Origin of the sequence: Acinetobacter sp. Leaf130, assembly GCF_001423205.1 — a bacterium.
Lineage (GTDB): Bacteria > Pseudomonadota > Gammaproteobacteria > Pseudomonadales > Moraxellaceae > Acinetobacter > Acinetobacter calcoaceticus.
Genome location: NZ_LMOE01000011.1, coordinates 369 through 26,212 on the forward strand (window position 1 = coordinate 369; position 25,844 = coordinate 26,212).

General features: G+C 38.7%; 24 protein-coding genes. 10 read left to right on the forward strand and 14 right to left on the reverse strand.

Annotated elements, in window-relative coordinates:
- Positions 1–276 precede the first annotated feature (276 nt).
- Positions 277–1,509 carry a tyrosine--tRNA ligase gene (gene tyrS / locus ASF86_RS18310; RefSeq protein WP_081407783.1) on the reverse strand — a complete coding sequence of 411 codons (1,233 nt, stop codon included), beginning with the start codon at positions 1,507–1,509 and terminating at the stop codon, positions 277–279.
- 61 nt (positions 1,510–1,570) lie between these two features.
- Between tyrS and ASF86_RS18315 the strand changes: the two genes are divergently transcribed.
- Both ASF86_RS18315 and ASF86_RS18320 read left to right on the forward strand, forming a co-directional pair.
- Positions 1,571–2,698, forward strand: a complete 1,128-nt coding sequence (locus ASF86_RS18315; protein WP_017387716.1) for an anhydro-N-acetylmuramic acid kinase — start codon at positions 1,571–1,573, stop codon at positions 2,696–2,698.
- A 128-nt stretch (positions 2,699–2,826) separates the two neighbouring features.
- Positions 2,827–3,669, forward strand: coding sequence for an alpha/beta fold hydrolase (locus ASF86_RS18320; RefSeq protein WP_056484337.1), 843 nt, complete (start codon positions 2,827–2,829; stop codon positions 3,667–3,669).
- A 61-nt stretch (positions 3,670–3,730) separates the two neighbouring features.
- On the opposite strand, the gene erpA is transcribed toward ASF86_RS18320, so the two are convergent.
- From erpA to ASF86_RS18340, 4 genes are all read right to left on the reverse strand, one after another.
- Entirely contained in the window at positions 3,731–4,066 is a 336-nt protein-coding gene (gene erpA / locus ASF86_RS18325; RefSeq protein ID WP_003656048.1) for an iron-sulfur cluster insertion protein ErpA, read from the reverse strand.
- A gap of 124 nt (positions 4,067–4,190) precedes the next feature.
- A complete protein-coding gene (locus ASF86_RS18330) occupies positions 4,191–5,195 on the reverse strand; it encodes a putative solute-binding protein (RefSeq protein ID WP_045437800.1) in 1,005 nt (334 codons plus the stop codon).
- A 351-nt stretch (positions 5,196–5,546) separates the two neighbouring features.
- A complete protein-coding gene (locus tag ASF86_RS19695; RefSeq protein WP_003656045.1) occupies positions 5,547–6,554 on the reverse strand; it encodes a putative solute-binding protein in 1,008 nt (335 codons plus the stop codon).
- Positions 6,555–6,808: 254 nt separating this feature from the next.
- Entirely contained in the window at positions 6,809–7,813 is a 1,005-nt protein-coding gene (locus tag ASF86_RS18340; protein ID WP_056484340.1) for a putative solute-binding protein, read from the reverse strand.
- Positions 7,814–8,066: 253 nt separating this feature from the next.
- Here ASF86_RS18340 and ASF86_RS18345 point away from each other — a divergent pair, with 253 nt between their 5' ends.
- Complete coding sequence (locus ASF86_RS18345) at positions 8,067–9,995, forward strand: ATP-binding cassette domain-containing protein (protein ID WP_056484343.1); 1,929 nt, start codon at positions 8,067–8,069, stop codon at positions 9,993–9,995.
- A gap of 50 nt (positions 9,996–10,045) precedes the next feature.
- Here the strand turns inward: ASF86_RS18345 and ASF86_RS18350 are convergent, their stop codons facing one another.
- The 6 genes from ASF86_RS18350 to dnaA form a co-directional block, all read right to left on the reverse strand.
- Entirely contained in the window at positions 10,046–10,972 is a 927-nt protein-coding gene (locus tag ASF86_RS18350; protein WP_056484349.1) for a hypothetical protein, read from the reverse strand.
- 125 nt (positions 10,973–11,097) lie between these two features.
- The gene (gene cybC, locus ASF86_RS18355) at positions 11,098–11,490 is read right to left on the reverse strand and encodes a cytochrome b562 (RefSeq protein ID WP_056484354.1); all 393 of its coding nucleotides are present in this window, start codon (positions 11,488–11,490) and stop codon (positions 11,098–11,100) included.
- A 37-nt stretch (positions 11,491–11,527) separates the two neighbouring features.
- Positions 11,528–13,996, reverse strand: coding sequence for a DNA topoisomerase (ATP-hydrolyzing) subunit B (gene gyrB / locus ASF86_RS18360; protein ID WP_056484357.1), 2,469 nt, complete (start codon positions 13,994–13,996; stop codon positions 11,528–11,530).
- A 52-nt stretch (positions 13,997–14,048) separates the two neighbouring features.
- Positions 14,049–15,131 (reverse strand): DNA replication/repair protein RecF, encoded by a 1,083-nt coding sequence (gene recF, locus ASF86_RS18365; protein WP_003656036.1) that lies wholly within the window; start codon positions 15,129–15,131, stop codon positions 14,049–14,051.
- Between the two features lie 14 nt (positions 15,132–15,145).
- Positions 15,146–16,294 carry a DNA polymerase III subunit beta gene (gene dnaN, locus ASF86_RS18370; protein ID WP_056484358.1) on the reverse strand — a complete coding sequence of 383 codons (1,149 nt, stop codon included), beginning with the start codon at positions 16,292–16,294 and terminating at the stop codon, positions 15,146–15,148.
- A 97-nt stretch (positions 16,295–16,391) separates the two neighbouring features.
- A complete protein-coding gene (gene dnaA, locus ASF86_RS18375) occupies positions 16,392–17,798 on the reverse strand; it encodes a chromosomal replication initiator protein DnaA (protein WP_056484362.1) in 1,407 nt (468 codons plus the stop codon).
- A 683-nt stretch (positions 17,799–18,481) separates the two neighbouring features.
- Here dnaA and rpmH point away from each other — a divergent pair.
- The 5 genes from rpmH to mnmE all read left to right on the forward strand — a co-directional run bounded on the left by rpmH (position 18,482) and on the right by mnmE (position 22,582).
- Positions 18,482–18,616: a 50S ribosomal protein L34 gene (rpmH, locus tag ASF86_RS18380; protein ID WP_000831329.1), complete on the forward strand. Its 135-nt coding sequence runs from the start codon at positions 18,482–18,484 to the stop codon at positions 18,614–18,616.
- 30 nt (positions 18,617–18,646) lie between these two features.
- The gene (rnpA, locus tag ASF86_RS18385) at positions 18,647–19,039 is read left to right on the forward strand and encodes a ribonuclease P protein component (protein ID WP_004640245.1); all 393 of its coding nucleotides are present in this window, start codon (positions 18,647–18,649) and stop codon (positions 19,037–19,039) included.
- A gap of 10 nt (positions 19,040–19,049) precedes the next feature.
- Positions 19,050–19,370 carry a membrane protein insertion efficiency factor YidD gene (gene yidD, locus ASF86_RS18390; RefSeq protein ID WP_003656027.1) on the forward strand — a complete coding sequence of 107 codons (321 nt, stop codon included), beginning with the start codon at positions 19,050–19,052 and terminating at the stop codon, positions 19,368–19,370.
- Positions 19,371–19,375: 5 nt separating this feature from the next.
- Positions 19,376–21,136, forward strand: coding sequence for a membrane protein insertase YidC (gene yidC, locus ASF86_RS18395; protein ID WP_056484363.1), 1,761 nt, complete (start codon positions 19,376–19,378; stop codon positions 21,134–21,136).
- 90 nt (positions 21,137–21,226) lie between these two features.
- Entirely contained in the window at positions 21,227–22,582 is a 1,356-nt protein-coding gene (mnmE, locus tag ASF86_RS18400; RefSeq protein WP_056484364.1) for a tRNA uridine-5-carboxymethylaminomethyl(34) synthesis GTPase MnmE, read from the forward strand.
- A gap of 49 nt (positions 22,583–22,631) precedes the next feature.
- Here mnmE and ASF86_RS18405 read toward each other — a convergent pair whose 3' ends face one another.
- A complete protein-coding gene (locus ASF86_RS18405) occupies positions 22,632–22,895 on the reverse strand; it encodes a metal/formaldehyde-sensitive transcriptional repressor (RefSeq protein WP_003656024.1) in 264 nt (87 codons plus the stop codon).
- Positions 22,896–22,952: 57 nt separating this feature from the next.
- On the opposite strand from ASF86_RS18405, the gene dmeF reads away from it, so the two are divergent.
- Positions 22,953–23,909: a CDF family Co(II)/Ni(II) efflux transporter DmeF gene (gene dmeF / locus ASF86_RS18410; protein WP_056484365.1), complete on the forward strand. Its 957-nt coding sequence runs from the start codon at positions 22,953–22,955 to the stop codon at positions 23,907–23,909.
- 95 nt (positions 23,910–24,004) lie between these two features.
- Positions 24,005–24,703, forward strand: coding sequence for a DsbC family protein (locus ASF86_RS18415; RefSeq protein ID WP_005037750.1), 699 nt, complete (start codon positions 24,005–24,007; stop codon positions 24,701–24,703).
- 51 nt (positions 24,704–24,754) lie between these two features.
- On the opposite strand, the gene ASF86_RS18420 is transcribed toward ASF86_RS18415, so the two are convergent.
- Together ASF86_RS18420 and hpt are read right to left on the reverse strand one after the other, a co-directional pair.
- Positions 24,755–25,006, reverse strand: a complete 252-nt coding sequence (locus ASF86_RS18420; RefSeq protein WP_004640258.1) for a GlsB/YeaQ/YmgE family stress response membrane protein — start codon at positions 25,004–25,006, stop codon at positions 24,755–24,757.
- Between the two features lie 172 nt (positions 25,007–25,178).
- Complete coding sequence (gene hpt, locus ASF86_RS18425; protein ID WP_004640259.1) at positions 25,179–25,706, reverse strand: hypoxanthine phosphoribosyltransferase; 528 nt, start codon at positions 25,704–25,706, stop codon at positions 25,179–25,181.
- Between the last annotated feature and the right edge of the window lie 138 nt (positions 25,707–25,844).

Here is a 25,844-nt window from a genome sequence, read left to right on the forward strand (position 1 = left end):
TTCCAAAGATTCCAAAGATTCCAAAGATTCCAAAGATTCCAAAGATTCCAAAGATTCCAAAGATTCCAAAGATTCCAAAGATTCCAAAGATTCCAAAGAAATAATAGAGTAAATACTCTACCTCACTCTATATTTCTTCTTATTTTTAATTTACTTCTTTTATTATTACTGAATTGCTGATCTTTAGATTGTTCCACGTGGAACGCTGAATTGTTTTTATGATCCTAAAATAAAAAAAGCAGGATTACTCCTGCTTTTCATTACTACACAACTTTCTTAGTCAGTGAACGTTACACGAGCAATTGCTTTCTTACCTGACTGAATAATGAAAGTACCGTTTTCTTTTACAGAGAAACTTGCATCAACAGCATTCCAGTCAACTTTTACTGCTCCGCGAGCTACAGCATCTTTTGCAGCTGCTGCATTCGGATTTAGGCCAGTTAAACGTAGAATCGTAGCAATAAAAATTTCTCCACCAAACTCACCACGTGAAATAGTCACTTCTGGTGTGTCTTCGGGTACTTCACCTTCTGTAATAAGGTTACCAGCACTTTTATGTGCATTAGCTGCAGCTTCTGCATCATGGAAACGTTCAACTAGTTCAAGTGCAAGAATACGTTTTACTTCTTGCGGATTACGACCAGCAGCAATTTCATCTAATAAAGTTTTGATCTCATCTAGAGATTTAAAGCTGAGTAAATCGAAATAGCGTTCGATTAAAGAGTCTGGCATTGATAAAACTTTTTGGTACATTGCACCTGGTGTATCAAATACACCAATGTAGTTACCCAAAGATTTAGACATTTTATTTACGCCATCTAAACCTTCTAGAATCGGAACAGTGATACACACTTGTGATTCTTGGCCATAACGACTTTGTAAAGTACGTCCCATAAGTAAGTTAAAGGTCTGGTCTGTACCACCTAACTCTACGTCAGCTTCAAGTGCAATAGAGTCATAACCTTGAACTAAAGGATATAAAAACTCATGGATTGCAATCGGCTGATGGTTGCTATAACGCTTTGTAAAGTCATCACGTTCTAACATGCGAGATACGGTTTGCTGACTTGCTAACTGAATGAGGTCAGCAGCAGATTTTTGATTAAACCATTCTGAGTTAAAACGTACTTTTGTTTTATTCGGATCTAATATTTTGAAAACTTGTTCTTGATAAGTTTTAGCGTTCGCCTCTACTTGTTCACGTGACAACGGCGGACGAGTTGCGCTTTTACCAGTTGGGTCACCGATCATCGCAGTATAGTCACCAATCAAGAAGGTAACTTCATGGCCCAAATCTTGGAAAGTTTTTAGTTTATTAATAAGAACAGTATGTCCTAAATGTAAATCTGGTGCTGTAGGGTCAAAACCAGCTTTAATTTTAAGGGGACGGTTCTCTTTGAGCTTTTTCAGTAAATCTTCTTCTGAAATAATTTCGTGCGTGCCTCGTTGGATGAGGGCAAGCTGTTCTTCGGCGGGCAAGAAATTTGACATCACAAAACCTAAACACATCAGTTATTCAATTTGTGCGATATACTAACATTTTTTCAGCGTCTTGCAGGGGAAGTTGCATATGAGCGCAATCTATATCGGCGTAATGACTGGCACTAGTATGGATGGTGTGGATATTGTTGCGGCTTCATTTGAGCCACTACAGCTTCATGCCACTCTTACAGTTCCATTTGAACCCGAGTTACGTGATGAGCTTATGGCATTAACTTTACCTGATGACAATGAAATTGACCGCATGGGTAAAGCTGATGTTGCTCTGGCCCAAATGATTGGTCACGGGATTAATACTCTCATTGAAAAGCATCAATTAGATCGTAGTCAAATTAAAGCGATTGGTTCGCATGGGCAAACCATTCGTCACCGTCCAGAACATGGGTTTACGCTACAAATTGGCGATCCCAATATCATTACCGAAATCACTCAAATTCCGGTTGTTTCAGATTTCCGTCGTAGAGATATGGCTGCAGGTGGTCAAGGTGCGCCATTAGTGCCTGCTTTCCATCAGGCCTTATTTCAACATCCAAGTATTCATCGTGTGATTTTAAATTTGGGTGGTATTGCTAATGTGAGTATGCTGCCTGCCAACAATGCAGACGGCGTATTTGGTTTTGATACGGGTCCTGCAAATATTTTGATGGATGCGTGGTGTCATCGTCATACTGGTCATCCATATGATGAAAATGGTGATTGGGCAGCTTATGGGCACCCTATCCGCTCTTTACTCGATCGCCTTCATGCACATGAATATTTTTCTAAAGAACCACCGAAAAGTACGGGACGTGAAGATTTCAATATTGACTGGTTGGATGATCAGTTAATCGATTGGCGAAACGATCTAACTTATGATGAGTTAGAAGACACACCTGAAAACGTCCAAGCCACCTTATTAAAACTCACTGTGCGTGCTATTCAAAAAGCGATTTATCGCTCAGAGATGGAAACAGGTGAAGTATATGTTTGTGGTGGCGGTGCTTATAACTCTTACTTATTAGAACAATTGCGCTGGCGTTTACGTAAGCATAATTGGTCAGTTCAACCTACAGATGTTTTAGGACTCTCCCCTACTTGGGTCGAGGCTACAGCATTTGCATGGTTAGCAATGCGTTTTATGAATGGTTTAAGTGGTAATTTGCCAGCAGTAACAGGTGCTTCAGATTTCAGAATCTTAGGGACAATCACGGCGGTATAAAACTATTTATTGATTTGTTTGGTCAGATTCGACCTCATAGCACATTTACTGACCCGAAATGCTGTTATTTAAATGAGCATAAAAACTCATGATAAGTGCCAACAAAAATAATTTGAGGCACTGTCTTCATGGATCTGACCAAACGTATCCATCAGTACACGCGTGGCGACTGGACATTCGATGTGATTGATTCAGGCCCTATTGATGGCCCACTCGTTGTTTTATTGCATGGTTTTCCAGAAACTGCTCATAGTTGGGAGCAAACCTCGGAATTATTGCATCAGCATCAATTTAGAACACTTGCAATTCATCAACGGGGTTATAGTTTAAATGCTAGGCCTCAAAGCCGATTTCAATATTCATTGAGTGAACTGGTAGAAGACGTTGCAATTTTTATTAAGCAATTGGGTCAACCAGTCTATTTAATAGGGCACGACTGGGGATCTGCAATCGCGTCGGGCGTTGCAATGAAGTATCCACAATATATTCAACATCTCACTTTAGTTTCTGTACCACATCAAGCTGCTTTTTTAAAAGCCTGCTTAAGCAGCAAACAACTTTTTAAATCTTATTATTTTGCAGTTTTTCAGCTTCCTCTTCTTCCTGAAGTTCTATTTAAAAAGATGCCTAAATTAGGTCGTAAATTTCTTCAGTCATCTGGCATGACCGAGCAGCAAATTGAAACATTCGAGACCGAGTTTATAAAGGAAAATAGATTAGGTACGGCGTTGAATTGGTATCGTGGCTTTTTTTGGGATAAACCTCAAAATCCGTTTAAAACAATAAATGTCCCTACTCTTTTTATTTGGGGTAAACATGATATTGCCGTTACAGAAAAAAGTGCCAAGTTAAACTCAAGTTATTTTAAAAATAGTTATCGTGCAGTTTTTATGGATGCTTCGCATTGGATTCCATATCAGAATGCACCTGAACTTGTGCAATATTTTTTAGAATCTATCCGTGAAAAGTAATGATCTGATCAATAAAAAAACCTCTCAAAATAGAGAGGTTTTTTTAATTTTAAAATTCTTTTTAAATCGAGAACGAAGAACCACAACCACATGTTGTTGTTGCATTCGGGTTTTGGATAATAAAACGTGACCCTTCAAGACCTTCTACATAGTCAACCACTGAGCCAATTAAATATTGATAGCTAAGTGAGTCAACAAGCATTTTTACATCGCCATTTACGAATTCTGCATCATCTTCATTTACGCTTTCAGCAAAATTGAAGCCATATGAAAACCCTGAACACCCGCCTCCCGTTACATATACACGTAACATGAGATCGTCATTCCCTTCACTATCACGGAGTTGGCGTACCTTATTGGCAGCATTATCTGTCAAAACTAGAGCTTGGGCATTCATGATGATTGTTCCTCGGATTTTGCTGTGCCTTTCAAAATAAAAAAGACCCTATATTGAGTATAGCATAATCAATATAGGATCTGTCTTCGAAGTTTAAAGCGAATCTTGAGTATTTTTATCAAGATTATTTGTAATTCTCGTCTTGTAAGCCACATTCGAAGTTTTTAGCATCTTGCTTACAACGGAATTGCCATAATAGTTTCATCATACGTTTATCGTATACACCACGTTGTGTAAGGCTAATTCGTGACTCACGCATGAGCTTTTGGTAACCCGGTTTATCTGCTGGTGGAACATCCATCCAGTATTTTTGTGGGATATCAGCTTTCATTTTACCCAAGATCGTAAAGGCACGTGGTAACTGACCCGAAACCCACTCTCTAGATTTCTGACCAAAACCTGCTGGGAACTTATCAGGACGGATAATAATATTTCCTGTCACCTGTAAGATCGGATAGTTTACGATCGCCCCTTTTGTTCCTAAACCTTTTTGTAGTTCTAAAGGTTTAAATGCTGCCGCAGGTGCACCAATAATGTCTACCTGATGGTTATTAAATTTAGCACCGAAATTTGTTATATCGGCACTAACAGCCTGCGCACCTACCTGCTGAACCATAATTTTTTGAGCTTCATCATAGTCAAGTACAGCAATTTTTTTACCTGCAGCTTTCGCTACTGTATTGATGCTGCGATCATTTACTAAAAGATAGGCATCTCCTACTGGAATAACACCTACAACCTCATAGCGGCCGTTAACCATATATTTACTAAAAGTCGGACTCGCTAAACCTTGCATTACTTTTACAGCAAGCTTGAGGTCAGGAATGGCACCAATTGCGTCTAATGACCCTGTAAACGAGTTAAATTGACGACCGCGCATGCCTGACACACTGATGCCATCACATTTGCCTGCTTTAAAGTCTTCGGCAATAACGGCTTCATTCTGGTTTACTTTCAGTTCGATATCAGCTCCCCAGTTTTTTGCTGCAAGTTGATAATCCTTCATCAGCGCATAGACATCACCATTTTTACCAACGAAGTCAAAAACACATACTGTTTGTTTAGCCTGAGCTGCAAAAGAAACTGTGGTAAGTCCCATCGCAAGTAATAGCATTTTGGAAAATTGCATATTCTTTTTCCTTTCCTTGTGGAGTTTTTTGTTTTTCGATACCAAGAAATTTCACACCAATATGGTATGAGTCGGATAGGCTTCATATAAAAAATCATGTTGAAGATATTTTTACGAATCCATTTTGCTTTTATGATTTTATTTCCATCAAAAATAGATAGTCGTCTATCTATTAGCAATTATTTTAATCACAGAAGTCCTTGATCCATTTTTATACCTTCATGTTTCCTTATGAAGTTTTTATCTAAATTTAGCTTAACGTCTTTCTAGTTATCCACAATGGCAGAATTGACAGCATATACAAAACAAAAAGCCTAGAACTAAGTCTAGGCTTTCTGAAAATAATGAGGATTATTCACCAGGCATTGAACATTCAAAGTTAGCCTTGTCTACAGAACAACGCGCTTTTTTCAATACAGACATCATTCCTGCATCGTAAACACCGCGTTTAGTTAAGTCCATACGACCATCGCGCAACATTTTTTGATATTTAAGTTTATCTTCTGCACTTAAATTCATTTTGTATTTGCCAGGAATCTGAGCTTCTAAACGGTTAATCATTGCAAAGTTCTTAGGCAACTGTTTAACAAACCAGTCACGAGATTTTTGACCAAAACCAGCTGGGAATTTATCAGAACGTAATACTAGATCAGCTGTAACGTGTAATACAGGGAAGTTCCACATTACACCGTTTGCACCCAAACCTTTATTTAATTCTAATGGTTTGTAAGCATAAGCAGGCGCACCTACCATATCTACTTGGCCATTATTAAATTTCGCAGCAAAGTTTGAAATATCAGAAAGAACTGCTTGAGCACCTACACGCTGCACCATAATTTTTTGTGCATCGTCATAACCTAATACAGCGAATTTTTTACCCGCAGCTTTTTCAACAGAGTTGATGTTTTTGTCACGGACGAAAATGAACGCTGAACCTAGCGGAGAAATACCAGCTACTTCGTATTTTTTACCACCCATATTAGTGGTCATTTTTGCAGCATTACGCGCATCTAATACATAAGTAATTGCACGTTGAGCGATTTGGTTATTTGGAACACCGCCAAGTGAGTCAATAGATCCTGCAAATTTGTTATATTGGCGTGCACGCATTGCTGTCATTGCTACAGCATCACATTTACCCGCTTTAAAATCATTATCAGCAACAGCCTCGTCCTGACGAGGTACCAAGTTAATTTCAGTACCCCAGCCTTTTGCAGCTAGAGCCCATTCTTCCATCATTTTATATGAGTCGCCTGCTTTTCCTAAGAGGTCGAATACACACACGGTACTCGCTGCTTGCGCTGAAGCAGAAAAACCAACAACAGAAGCGGCAGCCATAGCAAGTACGATTTTTTTCATTTTCTTCATCCTTCCACGGAACAGATTTTTTGTTTGAAGTTTCCTTTCAAAGACAGATATTAATCATGTTTTTTAGAAAAAAATAGAGCATTTACTCAATTTTTTTATCTAATTGAACCATTGTTTGTTCAATTTAAATTATTTATTAGTAGTAAAAATCACTACGTTTCCGTAAGTTACTTTTTATATTCACAATTTTCATACCCATATTCAGTATGGAAATATATGTAGGTTTTTTGTGATGAAAAAATAATCTACTCTCCATTAAGCGTACATTCAAAATTTGTCCGTTCGACTGTACAGCGAGCACGCTTAAGTACACTCATCATGGTTGCATCGTATACACCCTGTTTGGTTAAATTGAGACGCCCCTCTCGCAAAAGTTTTTGATATTTGGTTTTATCTTCTGCTGAAAAATTCATTCTAATTTTTGATGGTACGCCCATTTCTAACCGCTTTATCATGGCAAAGTTTTGAGGTAATTTTTGTATAAACCAATCACGTGATTTTATGCCAAAATCTGTAGGGAACTTATCAGTTCTCGCAATTAAATCTCCAGTAACATTCACCACTGGAAAATTAAACATAGCACCTTTAGTGCCAATACCTTTACCAATTTCTAAAGGTTTATAAGCATAAGCTGGCGCAGCAATTGCATCGACTTGTCCACTATTAAACTTTTTCACAAAATCATTAATTTCAGAAGGAATAGGCTGCGCCCCCACACTTTCTACCATAATTTTTTGAGCAAGGTCATAATGCAAAATAGCGAATTTTTTACCGCGAACTTTTTCAATGGAATTCAGATTTTTATCTCTTACAAATAAATACGCCAGACCAATCTGAACAATACCGACAACCTCATAATTTATTCCATTCTGAGCAGTCACCATGCGATGTTTATTACGCTTATCTAAAACGTAGCTAATCGCTTTTTGCGCAATAGCATTACTGGTTACCCCACCAATCGCATCGATAGAACCCGCAAATTTATTATAATTTCGTGCCCGCATAGAGGTCATATAAGCAGCATCACATTTGCCTTCACGAAGCCTACGGTCCACCAGAGCTTCATCTTGAAATGGAATTAAGGTGATATCAGCTTGCCAGTCCTTTGCTGCAAGCGCCCACTCTTCCATCATTTTATAAGATTCACCCGACTTTCCTAATAAATCAAATACACACACATTTTGTCCCGCATGTGCTGTTCCCATAGCACAGCAAAATACTGCACTAACAATCCCCAATCTTTTTTTCATTTGACTTTCCTTAGTCTAGTTTTATTAGTAGCTCATTAATCAACCAAACTTTAAACTGTTTTTATTTTAGTCATTTTTTTTAAAAAGTGTTCTATCTTGTTCAATATTGAAGATATTTCGGATGAATAGCTGAACCTAGAATATTTCGATGTATACAATTGTTGTCCGCTTCTAACTAAAATCCGGAAAGTTTTGTTTTCATCGGCAGTTCTCTTTAAAATACGGCATTCCTCACTCACCTCGATACAATAAGATGATTCAATTTGACCAAGTTTCTTTACGCCGCGGTGGACGTATTCTATTTCAAAAAGCGTCTATGCAATTACACCCAGGTTGGAAAATTGGTCTGACTGGGGTCAATGGTGCTGGTAAATCAACCTTATTCGCAGCATTACTAGGTAGCTTAGGTGCAGATGAAGGTTCACTTACTCGTCCTTCAGGCTGGATCGTGGCGCATATGGCGCAAGAAATAAAAGCACTAGACATGCCTGCAATTGATTTCGTTCTCTCTGGTGATGAAGAGTTTTGGGATATTCAAAATAAGCTTGCTCAACCAGATCAACTGAGTGACTTCGAATTGGCTAAATTGCATGGCCGCTTTGATGAAATTCATGGTTATTCAGCACCATCTAAAGCAGCTCAGCTTATGGCTGGTCTTGGCTTTCTAGAAAATCAATTGCGTTTAAACGTTGAGAGTTTCTCAGGTGGATGGCGTATGCGTTTAAATTTGGCGCGTACCCTAATGAGCCGTTCAGATTTATTATTACTAGACGAACCAACCAACCACTTAGACTTGGATGCAATTTTGTGGTTAGAAGATTGGCTTAAAGCCTATGAAGGTACACTCATTCTAATTTCGCATGACCGCGACTTTTTAGATGCGATTACAGATCATATTCTGCATATTGAAAATCAGGAACTAACGCTTTACACCGGAAATTACTCTACATTTGAAACCACGCGTAGTGAACGTCTTGCTCAGCAGCAACAAGCTTTTGAGAAGCAACAAGAAACACGTGCTCACCTACAAAAATTTATTGACCGTTTTAAAGCAAAAGCGACTAAAGCTCGTCAGGCACAAAGTCGAATTAAACAACTTGAGCGCATGCAAGAGCTCGCTCCAGCCCATATTGATACACCTTTTACTTTTAGTTTCCGTGAACCAACCAAAATGAGTTCGCCGTTACTGACTTTAGACAATGCCAGCATTGGTTATGGCGATAAACAAATCGCCGAAAAAATCAGATTACAAATTACACCAACCTCACGTATTGGTTTACTTGGTATGAACGGCGCAGGTAAATCGACCTTAATTAAGAGCTTAGTGGGTGATTTACCGCTCTTAGCTGGTGAACGCAAGGCATCAGAGTTACTTAATATTGGTTACTTTGCACAGCACCAAATGGATGCTTTAGATGGCCATGCTACTCCAATGTTACAAATTGCCCGTTTAGCAGGTAAACAAATTAGTGAAGCGACCTTACGTTCTTTTTTAGGTAGCTTTGGCTTTAGTGGTGAACGCATGGATACCCCATGTGAAACCTTTTCTGGTGGAGAGCGCGCTCGTTTGGCCCTCGCACTGATTGTATGGCAGCGTCCAAATGTTTTGATTCTGGATGAACCGACGAACCATTTAGATCTTGATATGCGTCATGCACTAAGCATGGCATTACAAGATTTTGAAGGCGCTGTCGTATTGGTTTCCCACGAACGTCAACTCATTGCAAGTGTTTGTGACGAGCTTCTTTTGGTACACGGCGGTAAATGTACAGAGTTTGAAGGTGATTTACAGGATTATGCAAAATGGCTACGTGAAGCACGTCAGCAACTCATCAATGCTCAGACTGCTATAGCACAGAATAATTCTTCCTCTGCCGCTCCAACTCCCACTAAAATCGATAAAGAAGCGCAACGTAAAGAAGCAGCTCGCCGTCGTGAACAAACCAGACCTATTCGAAAAAATATCGAAAAAATTGAGTCTCAGATTGAGAAACTTCAACCACAACTTGCCAAAATTGAAGAGTCTTTAGCAGATACATCTTTATATGATGCAGCACGTAAGGATGATCTACTCAAGCTTATGAATGAACAGACTGAGCTGAAAGCTAAACTTGAGCAATATGAAGAACAGCTTTTAGAGCTCATGATGGAATTAGAAGAGATGGAAGCCTCTTTTGATTAATCTATTTTTCAAAATAAAAAAGCCGATTTCTTAATCGGCTTTTTTATTAATTAATAAGGGGTATAAAAAGCCCCTAATTCATTTAAATTGGTATTGATTGGCAAAGGCCAAACATTGCTTGATAGGCTGTCTGCAATATATAAATCATAACCTCCACGGCTTCCTGTCTGCCCCGCTAGAGAAACCACCATATACCGCTGGTCTAAAGGTGCCGGATCTGATGTATTTACGGCTGTACTATTAAAAGGCAAACGAGTGGTTTGTTTGGTAGTCGTATCATAAACATAGATCTGATCATGAGCATTTGTTGGGCTATACCAACGCACATATAAAAACTGGCTTCCCTTCCACCATACTGGATAATATGAGGCAATATTGGTTAGCTGTGTATCATATGCACCCGACTGATCAATACTAAAAATTCTAGAATTACTACTTGCACCTTTGGCATATAAGATTTGCGTAGTATTGACCATTGGATAAGGCATTGACTCTTCGATATCCCAACCATTTTGAGTGACAGAAGTAATCGTGCGATCAGTCATTTTAACGATTTTTAAATCGCCATTTTGCTTAAAAATAATACGTTGGTTATCTAGAAATTTAGGATCTTCATCCCGCTTGTTATTCCCTTGGGTTAAATTGATTGGTAATTCCGTGCTCCCAACTCTCCAAGCATAGACATCCCATGCATCGCCATAATGCTGTCCAGAATTAACTCCCATAAAAGTGAGCCATTTTCCATCTGGAGAAAAATGACCATTCATCATGTGGTCAATTTTCCAGTTTGTGCCCAGTAATGTGGTTTGCTGCGTTGTGAAATTATAAAGATAAAGCTTACTGTCCCATGCGTCATAATCACTATAACGATGAAATACTAATTTTCCGTAAAAAGTGGGTGCTGTGGCAGCATGCAGTTGAAATAAGCAATTAAAAAATAAGATTACAATGTATAAAAGTTTTTGTGTTTTTTTCAAAATTATATTCTCTTGTAATAAATGAGTATCCAAGAGAATAGCAGTTTACAAATTTATTTTCTTATAAAACAAAAGGCTTTGTCTAAAATTAAACAAAGCCTTTTATTAACTCATCATAAAAAAGATTATCTAAATTTTTTATGATTTTCATTTCGAATTTTGACTAAATTCATTGCTTCAGTTTTTGCTTGATCTAACTGTCCCTGTTCAACCAATGCAGTTACTTTATCAATCTCAGCAACAAGCTGATCTAAACCAGCTTGATACTCTTTTACCTTTTCACTTTCTAATGGCAAGCCTTCAAGTTTATGAGGCAAAGATTGCTTAGAAGAAACTGCTGCTTCACGCATTACAACAAGCTGTTGTTTCGCATTAGCAGCATCTTTCGCTTCAGCAAATGCTTTAGTGCTCTTAGCTAAAGTTTTCATATTCGTTTCTAAATCAGCCGCCCAAACAGCAGAGCTTCCTAAAAAAACCCATGAGATTAACAAGCTAGCTAACAATTTCTGACCCATCATCTTCTCTCCCTAGACTGATTTAGAATCGTGTTATGAATTAAGCATCAATATCAGCATTTAAAGCATTCTCTTCAATGAATGCACGACGTGGTTCCACATCATCACCCATTAAGCAAGAGAACATACGATCTGCTTCAATCGCATCGTCAATGGTTACCTGTAACATATGACGGTTTTCAGGGTCCATTGTCGTTTCCCAAAGCTGCTCAGCATTCATCTCACCAAGACCTTTATAGCGTTGGATCATCATACCGCGGCGCGAATCTTGCAAAATATGCTGCCAAACTTGATGGAAGTTAGCCACTTGAATACGGCGATCACCTTTTTGTAAATAAGCACCATCTTCAAGCAAACTGAACCAACTCTTCGAGTTTTTCAGCAAACGAGCATACTCAGCTGAGTTCAATAAACCTGCATCAAGCAAATATGCATGTGGCAAGTTATGAACATATACCGTAATACGCGGCCAATAATGCGCAGATTTTTCACCCTGAGCATTTTCACGCTCAAATGACTCTAGTGTAATTTCTGGACGTAAACTTGGCTGTAATCTTGTAATGATCTCTTTTACTTGATCAGCCCATTGTTGTACATAAGCCTGATCATGGTTTTGATCGCTCTTGAATGCCTCTATTTCAAGTAAAGCATCTAGTAAGCTAGCTGGGTAACGTAACGTTAAGCGCTGTAAGCTCTTTTGCGAAACTTGATAATCCTGAATGACTTTAGCAAGTGCTTCACCTGTAATTGATGGTGCTTCAGCATTGGTATGCAAAGATAGCTCATCAATCGCATTTGAAATTAAATAATTTTCCAATGCATCATTATCTTTGATGTATTGTTCCTGCTTACCTTTTTTCAATTTGTATAAAGGTGGCTGTGCAATATAGATATACCCACGCTCAACCAATTCTGGCATTTGACGGAAGAAGAACGTTAACAACAAGGTTCGAATATGGGAACCATCAACGTCGGCATCGGTCATGATAATGATTTTATGATAGCGTAGCTTGTCAGGATTATATTCTTCACGACCAATACCACAGCCGAGAGCAGTAATTAAAGTACCCACTTCCTGACTAGAAATCATTTTGTCAAAGCGTGCACGTTCAACGTTCAGGATTTTACCTTTCAACGGCAAAATAGCCTGCATTTTACGGTTACGGCCTTGCTTGGCACTACCACCTGCAGAATCACCCTCGACAAGATATAATTCAGAAAGTGCTGGATCTTTTTCCTGACAATCAGCCAATTTACCTGGTAAACCAGCAATATCAAGTGCGCTCTTACGACGTGTCATTTCACGCGCTTTACGTGCAGCATCACGCGCACGTGCAGCATCAATAATCTTACCGGCAATTGACTTTGCAGCTTGCGGGTTTTCAAGTAAGTAAGCAGAGAACTCTTTGTTCATTGCTTGCTCAACAGCAGGTTTTACTTCACTCGATACCAGTTTTTCTTTGGTTTGAGATGAGAATTTTGGATCAGGTACTTTTACCGAAATAATAGCGGTTAAACCTTCACGTGCATCGTCGCCCGTTACATTGACTTTTTCTTTCTTGAGAATATTTTCATTTTCAAGATATTGGTTTAAACCACGCGTCAAAGCTGCACGGAAACCAGCTAAATGGCTACCACCATCTTTTTGAGGAATGTTATTGGTAAAGCAACGAACGTTTTCTTGATAACTTTCATTCCACTGCAAGGCTACTTCTACACCAATACCGTTATCTGTATCCGCAGTAAAATGGAAAATCTCATTTAGATGAGTTTTACCTTCGTTAATGTATTTTACAAACTCAGATAATCCACCTTCGTAGTCATATACATGTTCAAGGTTAATACGTTCATCGCGTAATACAATACGTACGCCTGCGTTTAAGAATGAAAGCTCACGTAAACGGCGTGCTAGAATTTCTACGTTAAAAATGGTTTGGGTAAATGTTAATTCACTTGGCCAAAAACGTACTGTTGTACCACTCTTATCCGTCTCACCAATCACACGTAATGGATATTGCGGATCACCGTGTTGATATTCTTGCTCATGCACTTGACCAGCACGAGAAATCATTAAATGTAATTTACTCGAAAGTGCATTTACTACAGAAACACCTACGCCGTGTAAACCACCTGAAACCTTATAGCTGTTGTCATCAAACTTACCGCCTGCGTGCAGAATAGTAAGAATTACTTCCGCTGCAGAAACACCTTCTTCAGGGTGAATATCGGTTGGAATACCACGACCATTATCAGAAACACTCACCGATTCATCTTCATGAATAGTGACAATAATTTCATCACAATGCCCAGCTAAAGCTTCATCGATTGCGTTATCGACTACCTCGAATACCATATGGTGTAAACCGGTACCGTCGTCTGTATCCCCAATATACATACCCGGACGTTTACGAACTGCATCTAATCCACGTAATACTTTAATACTAGAGGAATCATAAGCCTTTTCATTGGTTTGTTCTGTTTGAGAGGCTGATTGAGACTCTGAACTCATGGTTTCTCCCTAGCAAATATAGGTTTATTCAAAGATGGGTAACATCAAAAAATTATGGTGAAGCAAGACTAACTTGACCGGATTCAACATTGAATAATTGATATGAAATAGACAAATCATGTAAATGTTTTTTTACCGATGCATGATCTAAAGTTGTCATAAAAACCTGGCTACCAAGTTGGCTTAATCGTTCAATTAAACGTTGTTGTGCGGTTAAGTCTAATTCTGCTGTCAGATCATCTAATAATACCACAGTTTCCTTATTACTCGCATGCAACATTGCAATTTGTGACAGTTTTAAGGCAATAATCAGCAGTTTTTTCTGACCTCTTGATAAAACCACATCAGCATGTCCATAAGGGGTTTTTAAGCGCAAATCGGCTCGATGTGGACCATATTCGGTATAACGTCGTTCGATGTCTTTTTGGTGTTGATTAAGCAGGTCTTGCATGAGTCCCTGCTCTGTATGAAAACCAGGACTGTATTCCAGTTCTATTTCAAGATCAGGGAGTAATTGCCTCAAATCATTTTGAAAAAAAACATTCCATTGTTCCACAATACCCAAGCGCTGAGAGTGCAAAATTTCGCCATAGTCACTCAACATTTTGTTCCAAGGCTCTAAATCAGCCAAAGACAAATTTCTTCGGGTTTTAAGTAGGGTATTACGTTGTTTTAATGCACGCGAATAGTATTGCCACGCAAAATAAAACTCAGGTTCCACGTGGAACATCAGCCAATCTAAAAGTTGGCGTCGTGGCTTTGCCCCGTGGTCAATAATGTCTGTACTTTGTGGATCAAGATGCTGCAAAGGAAGTAATTTAGCAAGTTGACCTTGGGTAGCCACGGTATCGCCATTGACCTTCATCAACTGCTCACCAGATGCCAACTTTTGCATGCCAATTTTTTCAGTACTAGACTGAGCAAAGACAATCGCATCTTCGGCAGCATACTGAATATAATTTTTAGGAATATGAGTGCGGAACGATCGCCCTGTTGCAAGCAAATGAATTGCTTCCAGAATTGAGGTTTTCCCTGAACCATTAGCGCCATAAAATATATTAAACGGTTGCAACCCTTGGAGTGCAACCGTTTTTAAATTACGCACACGTTCAATATTTAAGCGCGTAAGATGCATGTTAGATAGCCAGACTATACACGCATCGGCATAACTACATAAGTTTGATCACTATGCGCCGGATCTTGAACCAAAACAGACTGATTCGCCTCACTCATACTCATATTTACGTCATCGCCATCAAGTACACCCAATACTTCAAGTAAATATTGCGCATTAAATGACATTTCGAGTGGTATATTTTGATATTGAATAGCTAAATCTTCAATAGCCTCATCTTGCTCAGGGTTATTCGCACGAAGCTGTAAAGAATCCTGATTAAAATTCAAGAAAACACCACGCAACTTTTCATTACTCAAAATTGCGACACGTTGTAATGATTGCTTAAATACATCATGGCTAATTAATACATGTTTATCGCCACCACGTGGAATCACGCGACGATAATCAGGGAATTTTCCATCAATCAATTTTGTAGTAAAACGAACAGTAATATTGCCCTGTTCCTTATCACGACTTGGTGTATTGATGGTTACATTTAACAATTCACGACCAATCAACAATGTTAATTGGTCATCTTCAATACTCAGTAAACGCTGTAATTCACCAACAGCTTTACGAGGTACAATGGCCTGCACCAATTGAGCTGATGTAGAAGACGCTGTAATTTCACAAAGTGCTAAACGGTGACCATCTGTTGTTACTGCACGTAATTGATTTTCATCAATTTCCAATAAAGTACCCGTTAAATAGAAACGTACATCTTGTACAGCCATCGCAAAAGCAGTTTTTTCAAATAAACGCTTTAACTCACGTTGGGTTACTTGTACTTGAGTACCTTGACTATTTTCAGTCGTCAATAATGGATAATCTTCTGCGGGTAAAGTCCCTAATACGAAACGGCTATTACCAGACTTTAAGATACATCTTTGATCTTCAGTAATTTGCAAATCAATTAATGCAGCTGTAGGCAATGATTTACAAATTTCCATTAACTTACGAGCAGGGACTGTTGTTTCCCCTGCTTCAAGGCATGCCCCTTCTGATAAAACAGTGCTCGCAACCAGCTCGACTTCTAGATCAGAACCAGTAATGGTGAGCGCCTGAGCATTAGTCTGAATTTTGACGTTTGAAAGAATATTCAATGTATGACGACGTTCTACCGCACCGACAACATGCGATAAAACATTGAGTAAACTTTCTTTAGCGATTTTCAAACGCACGATTCATTCCTCTAGCAACTTGGAGCAAATATTTCATTTTTTAGCTGTGTACTATGCTGCACTTACGTAGACTTTGCAACAAGGTCTTATCATTTCATTAACTCTGAAGTAGACGCAGTAGATTTTTATAATCTTCGTCAAAAATTGGATCTTCTTCTCGCAGACTAGCTACTTTTTCACAAGCATGCATCACTGTACTGTGATCGCGTCCACCAAAAGCCATTCCAATTTCTGGAAAACTATCACCGGTCAACTCACGAGCAAGTCCCATTGCCAACTGACGTGGTCGAGCATAAATTCGTGTACGTTTTGGCCCCACTAATTCTTTTAATGGGATACGGAAATATTCACTAACCACACGCTGGATATTTTCTACACTAATTGTTCGTGCACGGATCGCCAACACATCTTTTAAAGACTCACGAACCACATCAAGATCGATTGGTGCACCTTTAAAACGGGAAATTGCAACGACTTTATTAAGTGCCCCTTCAAGTTCACGCACGTTCGCAACAACTTGTTGTGCAATAAATAATGCACAATTTCGAGGTAAATCAACGCCGCTATTTTCCGCTTTCTTTAATAAAATTTCGATACGAGTTTCAATATCTGGTGGTTCAACACCTACTGAAAGTCCCCAAGAAAAACGGGAAACCAAACGTGGATCTAACTCTGTTAACTCTTTTGGATAACGGTCTGAAGTTAAAATAATTTGTTTAGATTCATCAAGTAAAGCATTAAATGTATAGAAGAATTCAACTAAACTCGCCTCTTTACCTGCTAAGAGATGAATATCATCGACCAATAATAAATCTAAAGAACGGCAGTTTTTCTTAAACTCTTCTACTTTGCCTTTTTGTAAAGAACTCACAAAATCCTGAACAAAACTCTCAGAAGTCATATACATCACACGGGCATTAGGTTTGGCTTGTAGTAAAGCATTGCCAACTGCCTGCATTAAGTGAGTCTTACCTAGCCCTGTGGGGCCATATAAAAACAAAGGGTTATGCTGTGAAGCCCCTAATTGAGTTAATACTTTTCTACATGTTTCAGCAGCCATCTGGTTCGAACGGCCTTCAACAAATAAAGAAAAAGTAAACTGAGGATTGAGTAGCTTCTTTTTCGCTGTTTTAGGGTTGACTACACTATTCGTATGAGAACTAGAAACAGACTCGGGCTCTTTTTTTACTTTAATACTTTGTGGTGGCGCAGATTGCAAAGCAGCAGTAGTGGTTGCTGGTTGTTCAGCAGATGACAAAATACTCCCAGGACGAGAATCAACTAAAATCTCAACCTGACGGACTCGCCCTTCTGACAACTGCTCAGCCAATATAGAAATTAATTCTAAATGGTTCTCTTGAATGTAACGCGTCCAATAAGGGTTAGGAGCATAGAGACGTAGTATTCCTTCTACTTCTTCAGCAACTAATGGGCGAATCCACATCGCAAAGACGTTATCAGAGAGCTCTTGTCGCAAGCGAGTTAAGCAGTCTGTCCAAAGCATGTGTATCCCCTATTTCTGCATTTTTTAAATTCAAATAATCTAAAGATTAACCCTTCCTGATAAGAAGGGGTCGCCATTCTAACCAAGTTATCCACATCTGTCATGACGAATTCGACTGATTTTGTCTAAAAAGAAATCTCTTGTGAATAAATTTAAATTCAAAACCACTTGTGTATAACTTTTTGCACAACCTGTGGATAAATTATCACATAAACTTATCCACAATCCATAAATATAATAGAAACAGAGTTATCAACAACCCAAATACATGTTTTTTAAATTTAAAAGTGCGAAATCCACAGAAAAAGTAGCTCCTAATAAGAATAAATATAAATTTTAAAATTTGAATTTATTTAATAGGGGTGTGATCTTTTGTGGATAACTACAAAATATGAATTTAAATTCAAATGCAGCAAATCAAAGCCAAGATGATATCTTATTTTGTTGATAAGTATGTATATAAGGTGTGTATATAATAAAAGCTCTAATAAAAATAGACAATTACTTTGTGTATAACTTTAAAAACTATATATTGCACTGAATTATGAAAATCATAAAAAAGAAGTAGAGAGATTAAAAATTTGGGTTAAATACAAAACTTTCTTGGTTTTTCATTGACAGCGTAAACATTGCACAATAAAATCGCGGACCTTTATAGAAAGATCATTTTTGGGAGTTTCGATATGAAACGTACTTTCCAGCCATCTGAATTAAAGCGTAAACGCGTTCATGGCTTCCGCGCTCGTATGGCAACTAAAGCTGGTCGTCAAGTATTAGCTCGTCGTCGTGCAAAAGGTCGTCATAGCTTAACTGTTTAATTACTGTTACGCTGACCAGACTTGGGTGTGATGACACTTTACAATTTTAGCACAGATGTGCGAATACGCTGTGCTGCAGATTATAAAAGTGTATTCGATGGTGCGCTTTTTAAAGTGCATCAACCCCATTTTTTATTTCTTGCAAAATTAACCGAACAGCCTAATAGCCGTTTGGGTATTGTTGTTGCTAAGAAAAAAGTGCGCCGTGCACATGAAAGAAATCGAATAAAACGTCTTGCTCGTGAGAGCTTTCGTCTACATCAGCCGAATTTTGGATCAGACATAGATATTGTGGTAATGCCAAAAGTTGGTATAGAAACGATTACGAATGCTGAGCTATATCAACAATTAGATTTTGCTTGGCAAAAATTACAGCGCTTAGCAAAAAAACATTCTAAAGTTGGCACAACCTCGCAGAATTAAGAGATAGCCAATGGTTCGTTTTCTACGTTGGTTGATTCGACTGTATCAAATTGCGATTAGTCCGCTTCTTGGACCCCGTTGTCGTTATATCCCGACTTGTTCCCAATATGCGATAGAAGCATTGCAAACTCATGGTGCGATAAAAGGCGTTTGGCTATCTTCTAAACGGATTTGTCGTTGTCACCCGTGGGGAGGATCTGGATATGATCCGGTACCGCCAAAAGCAATTCGTTTTATTTCGTTTCATCAAATAGATTCTCAAACGCATCATGTTGCTGTACCCTTTCGTGATCGTTTACTGAAGCAAAATCTCTCTAACCATTTGGGGTAATAGATATGCAACAATGGGCCAGGTTTGCAATTCTCGGGGCCATGTTTGTCACCGCATATTTGCTCATTTTGGCTTGGCAAAAAGATTATGGAAATGCTGCAACTGCACCGCAAAAACAAGCGGCGGCTGTAAGTTCACATGAAGTATCTGCTGATTTGCCAAATGCTAAAAATGCAACAGTGGCTTCCGATGTGCCACAAGCAAATATTGCGCAGTCACAAACCACAGATGCAACTGCACCTGTGAATCAACAGCTTATTTCAGTACAAACTGACCTTTACCATATTTGGATCAATCCAAAAGGTGGTGATATTGTTCGTATTGAATTACTCTCACACGACAAAAGCAAAGACAGCGATCAGCCATTTGTTATGCTTGAAAATGATTCTAAGCGTACTTATGTTGCTCAATCTGGCTTAATTGGTTTGAATGGACCAGATAGTAGTCGTGGTGGTCGTCCATTATATGCTGTTGAAAAAACATCATATACTTTGGCTGATGCTAAGGGTGTACAGGATCAAAAGGTTCAATCTGAAAAAGTTTTAAACGTTCCGATGGTATTTAAAACACCAGAAGGCGTTGAAATTATTAAAACTTTTACTTTTACCCAAGGGCAATATCCAATTGTTGTAAGACATCAAGTTATTAACCGTAGCCAACAAAGCTGGCAAGGTCAGATGTTTGGACAATTAAAGCGTGATAACTCTGACGATCCTGGTAAATCTTCTCAAGGTATTTTCACTCTAGGAACTTTCTTAGGTGGAGCTTGGGGGACGCCTGAGTCACATTACAATAAGCTGAAGTTTGCTAATTTCTCAGAAGAAAAAGTAAGCACTGAAGCGAAAGGTGGATGGGTTGCGATTGTTCAGCATTATTTTGTAAGTGCTTGGATTCCTGGGAATCTTAAACTGACTCAAGCGAATGGTCAGCCTTATGTAGCTAAACTTGAATCTCGTCAATCTGCTGATCATATGAATATCATTGGTTTTACCTCACCAGTGATTAATGTTCCAGCAGGCACTTCAATGGAAGTGGACGCAAAACTTTATTCAGGTCCTAAAGTTCAAGCTGAATTAAAAGATTTAGCGGTTGGTTTGAATCAGACTGTTGATTATGGCTGGTTATGGCCGATTGCCAAGTTATTGTTCTTAGGTCTTCAATTCTTCCATAGCATTGTGGGCAACTGGGGATGGTCAATCATTTTACTTACCGTTATGGTGAAGATGATTTTGTGGCCTTTATCTTCAAAAAGTTATCGTTCTATGGCGAAAATGCGTGTGATTGCACCAGAAATGCAACGCATGAAAGAAGAGTTCGGTGAAGACCGTATGCGCTTCTCGCAAGAAATGATGGCTTTATACAAACGTGAACAAGTGAATCCGCTTTCAGGTTGTTTACCATTGTTGCTACAAATGCCAATTTTCCTTGCCTTGTACTGGGTACTCATGGAAAGTGTGGAATTACGTCATGCACCATGGTTAGGCTGGATTCAAGACTTGTCAGCAATGGATCCTTGGTTCATCTTGCCGTTAATCATGGGTGCTACCATGTTTGCACAGCAAATGTTGAACCCACAACCAGCTGACCCAATGCAGGCAAAAGTGTTCCGCATTATGCCGATTATGTTCACGGTATTTATGCTGTTCTTCCCTGCAGGTCTCGTGTTGTACTGGATTGTGAACAACAGTATTACTATTTTACAGCAGTCGTTTATTAATAAGAGCGTTGAGAAAAGTCGTTTAAGTAAGACTGAATCAGCATCTTAATCGTTGAACTTTTGCTGAATAAATCCGCTTAAGATGGTAATCTTAGGCGGATTTTTCTTTGGCTGGATTTTAGGTTTTTAGGTGAATAATATGCAAAGTCAAACCACGATTGCCGCAATTGCAACGCCACCCGGGCGTGGTGGTGTGGGCGTGATTCGCCTATCGGGACCTAAGGCTTATGAAATTGCTCAAAACCTGACACAAAAAAACTTGCCTGAAGCACGTATGGCGGGGTTCCGTAAGTTTTATGATGCTGATGGAAGCATTATGGATGAAGGGATTGTTTTATGTTTTCCAAATCCTCATTCGTTTACAGGTGAAGATGTTGTAGAGCTACAAGGGCATGGCGGTCCAGTCATTCAGAATGCCTTACTTGGTCGTCTATTTGAGCTTGGTGCAATCGCTGCAAAAGCTGGTGAATTTTCCATGCGAGCTTTTGAAAATGGCAAGATGGACTTGGTTCAAGCAGAAGCCATTGCCGATTTGATTGATGCGACATCGCAAGCTGCCGCACGTTCTGCTGTTCGTTCTTTGCAAGGTGCTTTTTCGACCAAAATTAATACTGTTTTAGAAAAACTGATTCATTTACGGTTACATGTGGAAGCCGCAATTGATTTTCCTGAAGAAGAAATCGATTTCTTGGCAGATGGTAAAATTTTAGCTTTACTTGAAGACGTACAACAATCGGTAAAATCCGTTCAAACATCTGCACGACAAGGTCAATTATTACGTGAAGGTTTACAAGTCGTTATTGCAGGTAAACCAAATGCGGGTAAATCGAGCTTGTTGAATGCGCTTGCTGGTGTTGAGCGTGCAATTGTGACTGACATTGCTGGTACAACTCGTGATGTTTTGCATGAAAAAATTAGCTTAAATGGCTTACCAATTACCTTAACAGACACTGCGGGCCTTCGTGAAACGGGTGATATCGTTGAAAAAGAAGGGATTCGCAGAGCAATCAAAGAAATTGAACAAGCTGATTTGTTATTGCTGGTTTATGACTTAAATCAAGGCGATGATCCATTAAAACTCGCTCAAGAATATTTTGCTGAACATATTGAGCCGCGTCGTTTAATGTTAATTGGTAATAAATGCGATTTAACTGGTCAATTAGCTGAAATAAGTGATTTTCAAGGATTCCGTCATATTACCGTTTCTGCAAAACAAGAGATGGGTGTTCAAGGCCTCGTAGAGGCGATTACAGCGCATGCAGGCTTTCATCCTGAGGAAGACACCTTTATTGCGAGAACGCGTCATTTAGACGCAATGAAGCGCACACAGCTCTATCTATCAGAGGCACATGAGCAACTTGTTGTATTTAATGCAGGTGAACTCGTTGCTGAATCATTACGTCTTGCTCAGAATGCTTTAGGTGAAATTACCGGTGACTTTAGCGCCGATGACCTATTAGGCAAAATCTTTGGTTCATTTTGTATTGGAAAATAATTAAAAAAATTCTGAATGATGCACAGGAGTGTGTCATTCAGTAACCTCGTTAACCGTATCTTTTTAGAACCTTTAAAAACTCATCTAATTCATTCTGATCAACTTGTGCTTCTTTGAGCACATGGTGATGTAAATGCTGTTCCATCAATTCACTCATCAAACCGTTTATCGCACCTTTAATTGCGGCAACTTGTTGCAGTATTTCTATGCATGAAAGATCCGACTGTTCAACGGCATGCTCGATACTGTTAATTTGTCCTTTTAGTCGTTTTACACGATTAAGTATTTTTTTATCCTGACCAATGTGACTCATCTGTGTTCTCTTGTATAATTCAATATACTGGTAGGGAGTATATTGGGTTTGAATTTTATGCAGGATCATAGTGTATCACGTCATCATCAACATCAGTTTGATGAAGGAAATCCACTTGCACAAAAACGTATTTTGATTGCAACCATTTTAACGGCTTCCATGATGGTGTTAGAAGTATTTGGTGGGTGGTTCTTTAACTCAATGGCATTATTAGCTGATGGTTGGCATATGAGTTCGCACATGTTGGCACTCGGTTTAGCCTACTTTGCCTATCGTGCGGCCCGTCATTATTCCAATGATCACCGTTTTAGCTTTGGAACTTGGAAAATTGAGATTTTAGCGGGTTATAGCAGCGCAATTTTGCTTATGGTTGTAGCTATTTTTATGGCATTTCAGTCGGTTCAGCGTTTATTTAATCCGGTTGAGATTTTTTATAATGAAGCTATTCCAATTGCAATTTTAGGTTTGTTGGTTAACTTGATTTGTGCGTGGTTACTTCATGATGATGGTCACCATCACCATCACCATCACGAGTATGAACATGGGAATCACCACCACGATTTAAACCAAAAAGCCGCATTTTTACATGTGGTTGCAGATACTGTGACCTCCGTTTTTGCAATTATTGCGCTTTGTGCGGGTAAATATTTTGGCTGGGACTTTTTAGATGCACTTTTAGGAATTTTAGGTGCTATTTTGGTTGCAAAATGGTCTCTTGGGTTAATCAAAGAGACAGGAAAAACCCTTCTGGATGCAGAAATGGATCATCCTGTGGTTGAAGAAATTCGTGAAGTGATTGCTGAATTTCCTAAACACATCGAAATTACAGATATTCATGTCTGGAAAGTCGCAAAAGGCAAGTTTTCTTGTATTTTGGCGCTCGAAACTGATGATATTTCCTTAACAGCAGACCAGATCCGTCATGCTTTATCGATTCATGATGAAATCGTCCATATTTCGGTAGAAATTAACGATTTAAAACCTGCTTATGTTCCACGTGAAACATTGGCATAACTGAGTGGGAGTTTGGTTATAACTCGGTAATCAGTTCTGTTTTAATCATCTGAACTGATTAAAATAAACTTCTCTCTTACGTATTAGTTGGTTTTATGCTTAAAAAATTAGGAATATTGGCATTATTTAGCTTAACGGCGAGTTTGAGTTTCGCTAATGTGGACTCGGTCAGAGAAAATATTAAAAAACAATATCCTAATTTAAAAATTAGCAATATTCAGAAAACTGAAATGCAAGGTTTATATAGCGCTAATCTGGATCAACAAATCATCTATGTGGGTGAAGATGGTCAACATATGTTTGTTGGTTCTATGATTCGGTTAAAAGATCAGAAGAATTTGACCAAAGATCTAGTTCTAGGACAGAACTCAATTGACTGGAATCAACTTCCTTTAAAAGATGCGATTAAAACGGTTAAAGGTAGTGGGCAGCATGTTTTAGCAGTATTTTCTGATCCCAACTGCCCTTATTGCAAGCAGCTTGAGCCTGAGTTGGACAAGCTGAAAGACGTGACAATTTACACGTTTATCTATCCTTTGAAACCTCAATCTATTGTGGTTTCTAGGCAGGTTTGGTGTGCACCGAATCAATCCTATTCATGGAAAAAACTGATTCAGCAAGGCGTTAGACCAACAGTTGCGAGCTGTGCTAATCCAATTGACCGTAATTTAGAGCTTGGAAAGAGATTAGGTTTTAATGGCACCCCTACCCTGATTTTTGCAAATGGTTTTAAACTGGTAGGTGCTCGTTCTGCAGAAGAAATTCAAGCCGTTTGGAAAGAGTTAGGTTTATAAAACAAATTAAAGAAAGCACCATTCGGTGCTTTTTTTATTGCCTGAAAGTAATTAACTTTTTCGTGCAATCAAGTTGTAAAGAAAGAGAATAATCACAGCACCAATAACGGATGCGATAAATCCAGCAACTGAATTTTCTCCGTAAAGCCCCAGTAATCGTCCGCCATAGGTAGCTAAAAGTGAACCTGCAATACCGATGAGGGTTGTTACGATAAAACCTGCTTTATCATCACCAGGGTGTAAGGCACGAGCGATTAAACCAGCAAAGAAACCAACCACAATAGCAACAATAAGTGACCACATATTTGTTCTCCAGTTGTTTTTTTGGTGAAGTTAATGATTTTGCTTCATATTCTATCGTGCGGTAGAGCTGTCTGTTTTGTCTGTAGCAGATTGCGACTTTTTGTGTCTTTTTTGTTCAAAACTAAAACGTTATATAAAAAAATAGCACTTTTCAGTGCTATTTTTTTGAAATTTATAAACCAATTTCACCAATAAATGGTAAGTGGCGATATTTTTGGTCGTAGTCTAAGCCGTAACCAACAATAAACTTATCTTCAACTTCAAAACCTAAAAATTTAACTTCAAGATCAATTTCACGGCGAGATGGTTTACTCACCAATGTGCACAATTGAATTGAATTTGGATCTCGAGTTTGCAACATTTCCATAACTTTGCTTAAGGTATTACCTGAGTCAATAATATCTTCAACTACCAACACATCTTTACCGCGAATTTCACCATCAAGGTCTTTTAAGATTTTAACATCTCGACTTGACGTTGTACCGCCGCCGTAGCTAGACACTGTCATAAAGTCGAGTTCATGCGGTTTGGTAATCGTGCGGCATAAGTCTGCCATGAAAATAACAGAACCACGCAGTAGCCCAATCAGGACCAACTCTTTGTCACTATTTGCATAGTGAGCGTTAATTTGCTCGCCGAGCTCTTTGACTTTTGCTTGAATTTCTTCGGTTGAAATCATGATGCTCATTGCAACAGTCATGTCAGATTCCTACAAGATATAAAAGAAAAAATAAAAAAGGTGTTGACCTGCAACACCTCTAAAATCTGAGTTAATGGTAAAATTTTAAAGCAAAATGACTTTTCATGCACCCTTTGATAAGCCAGAAATTTTATCATT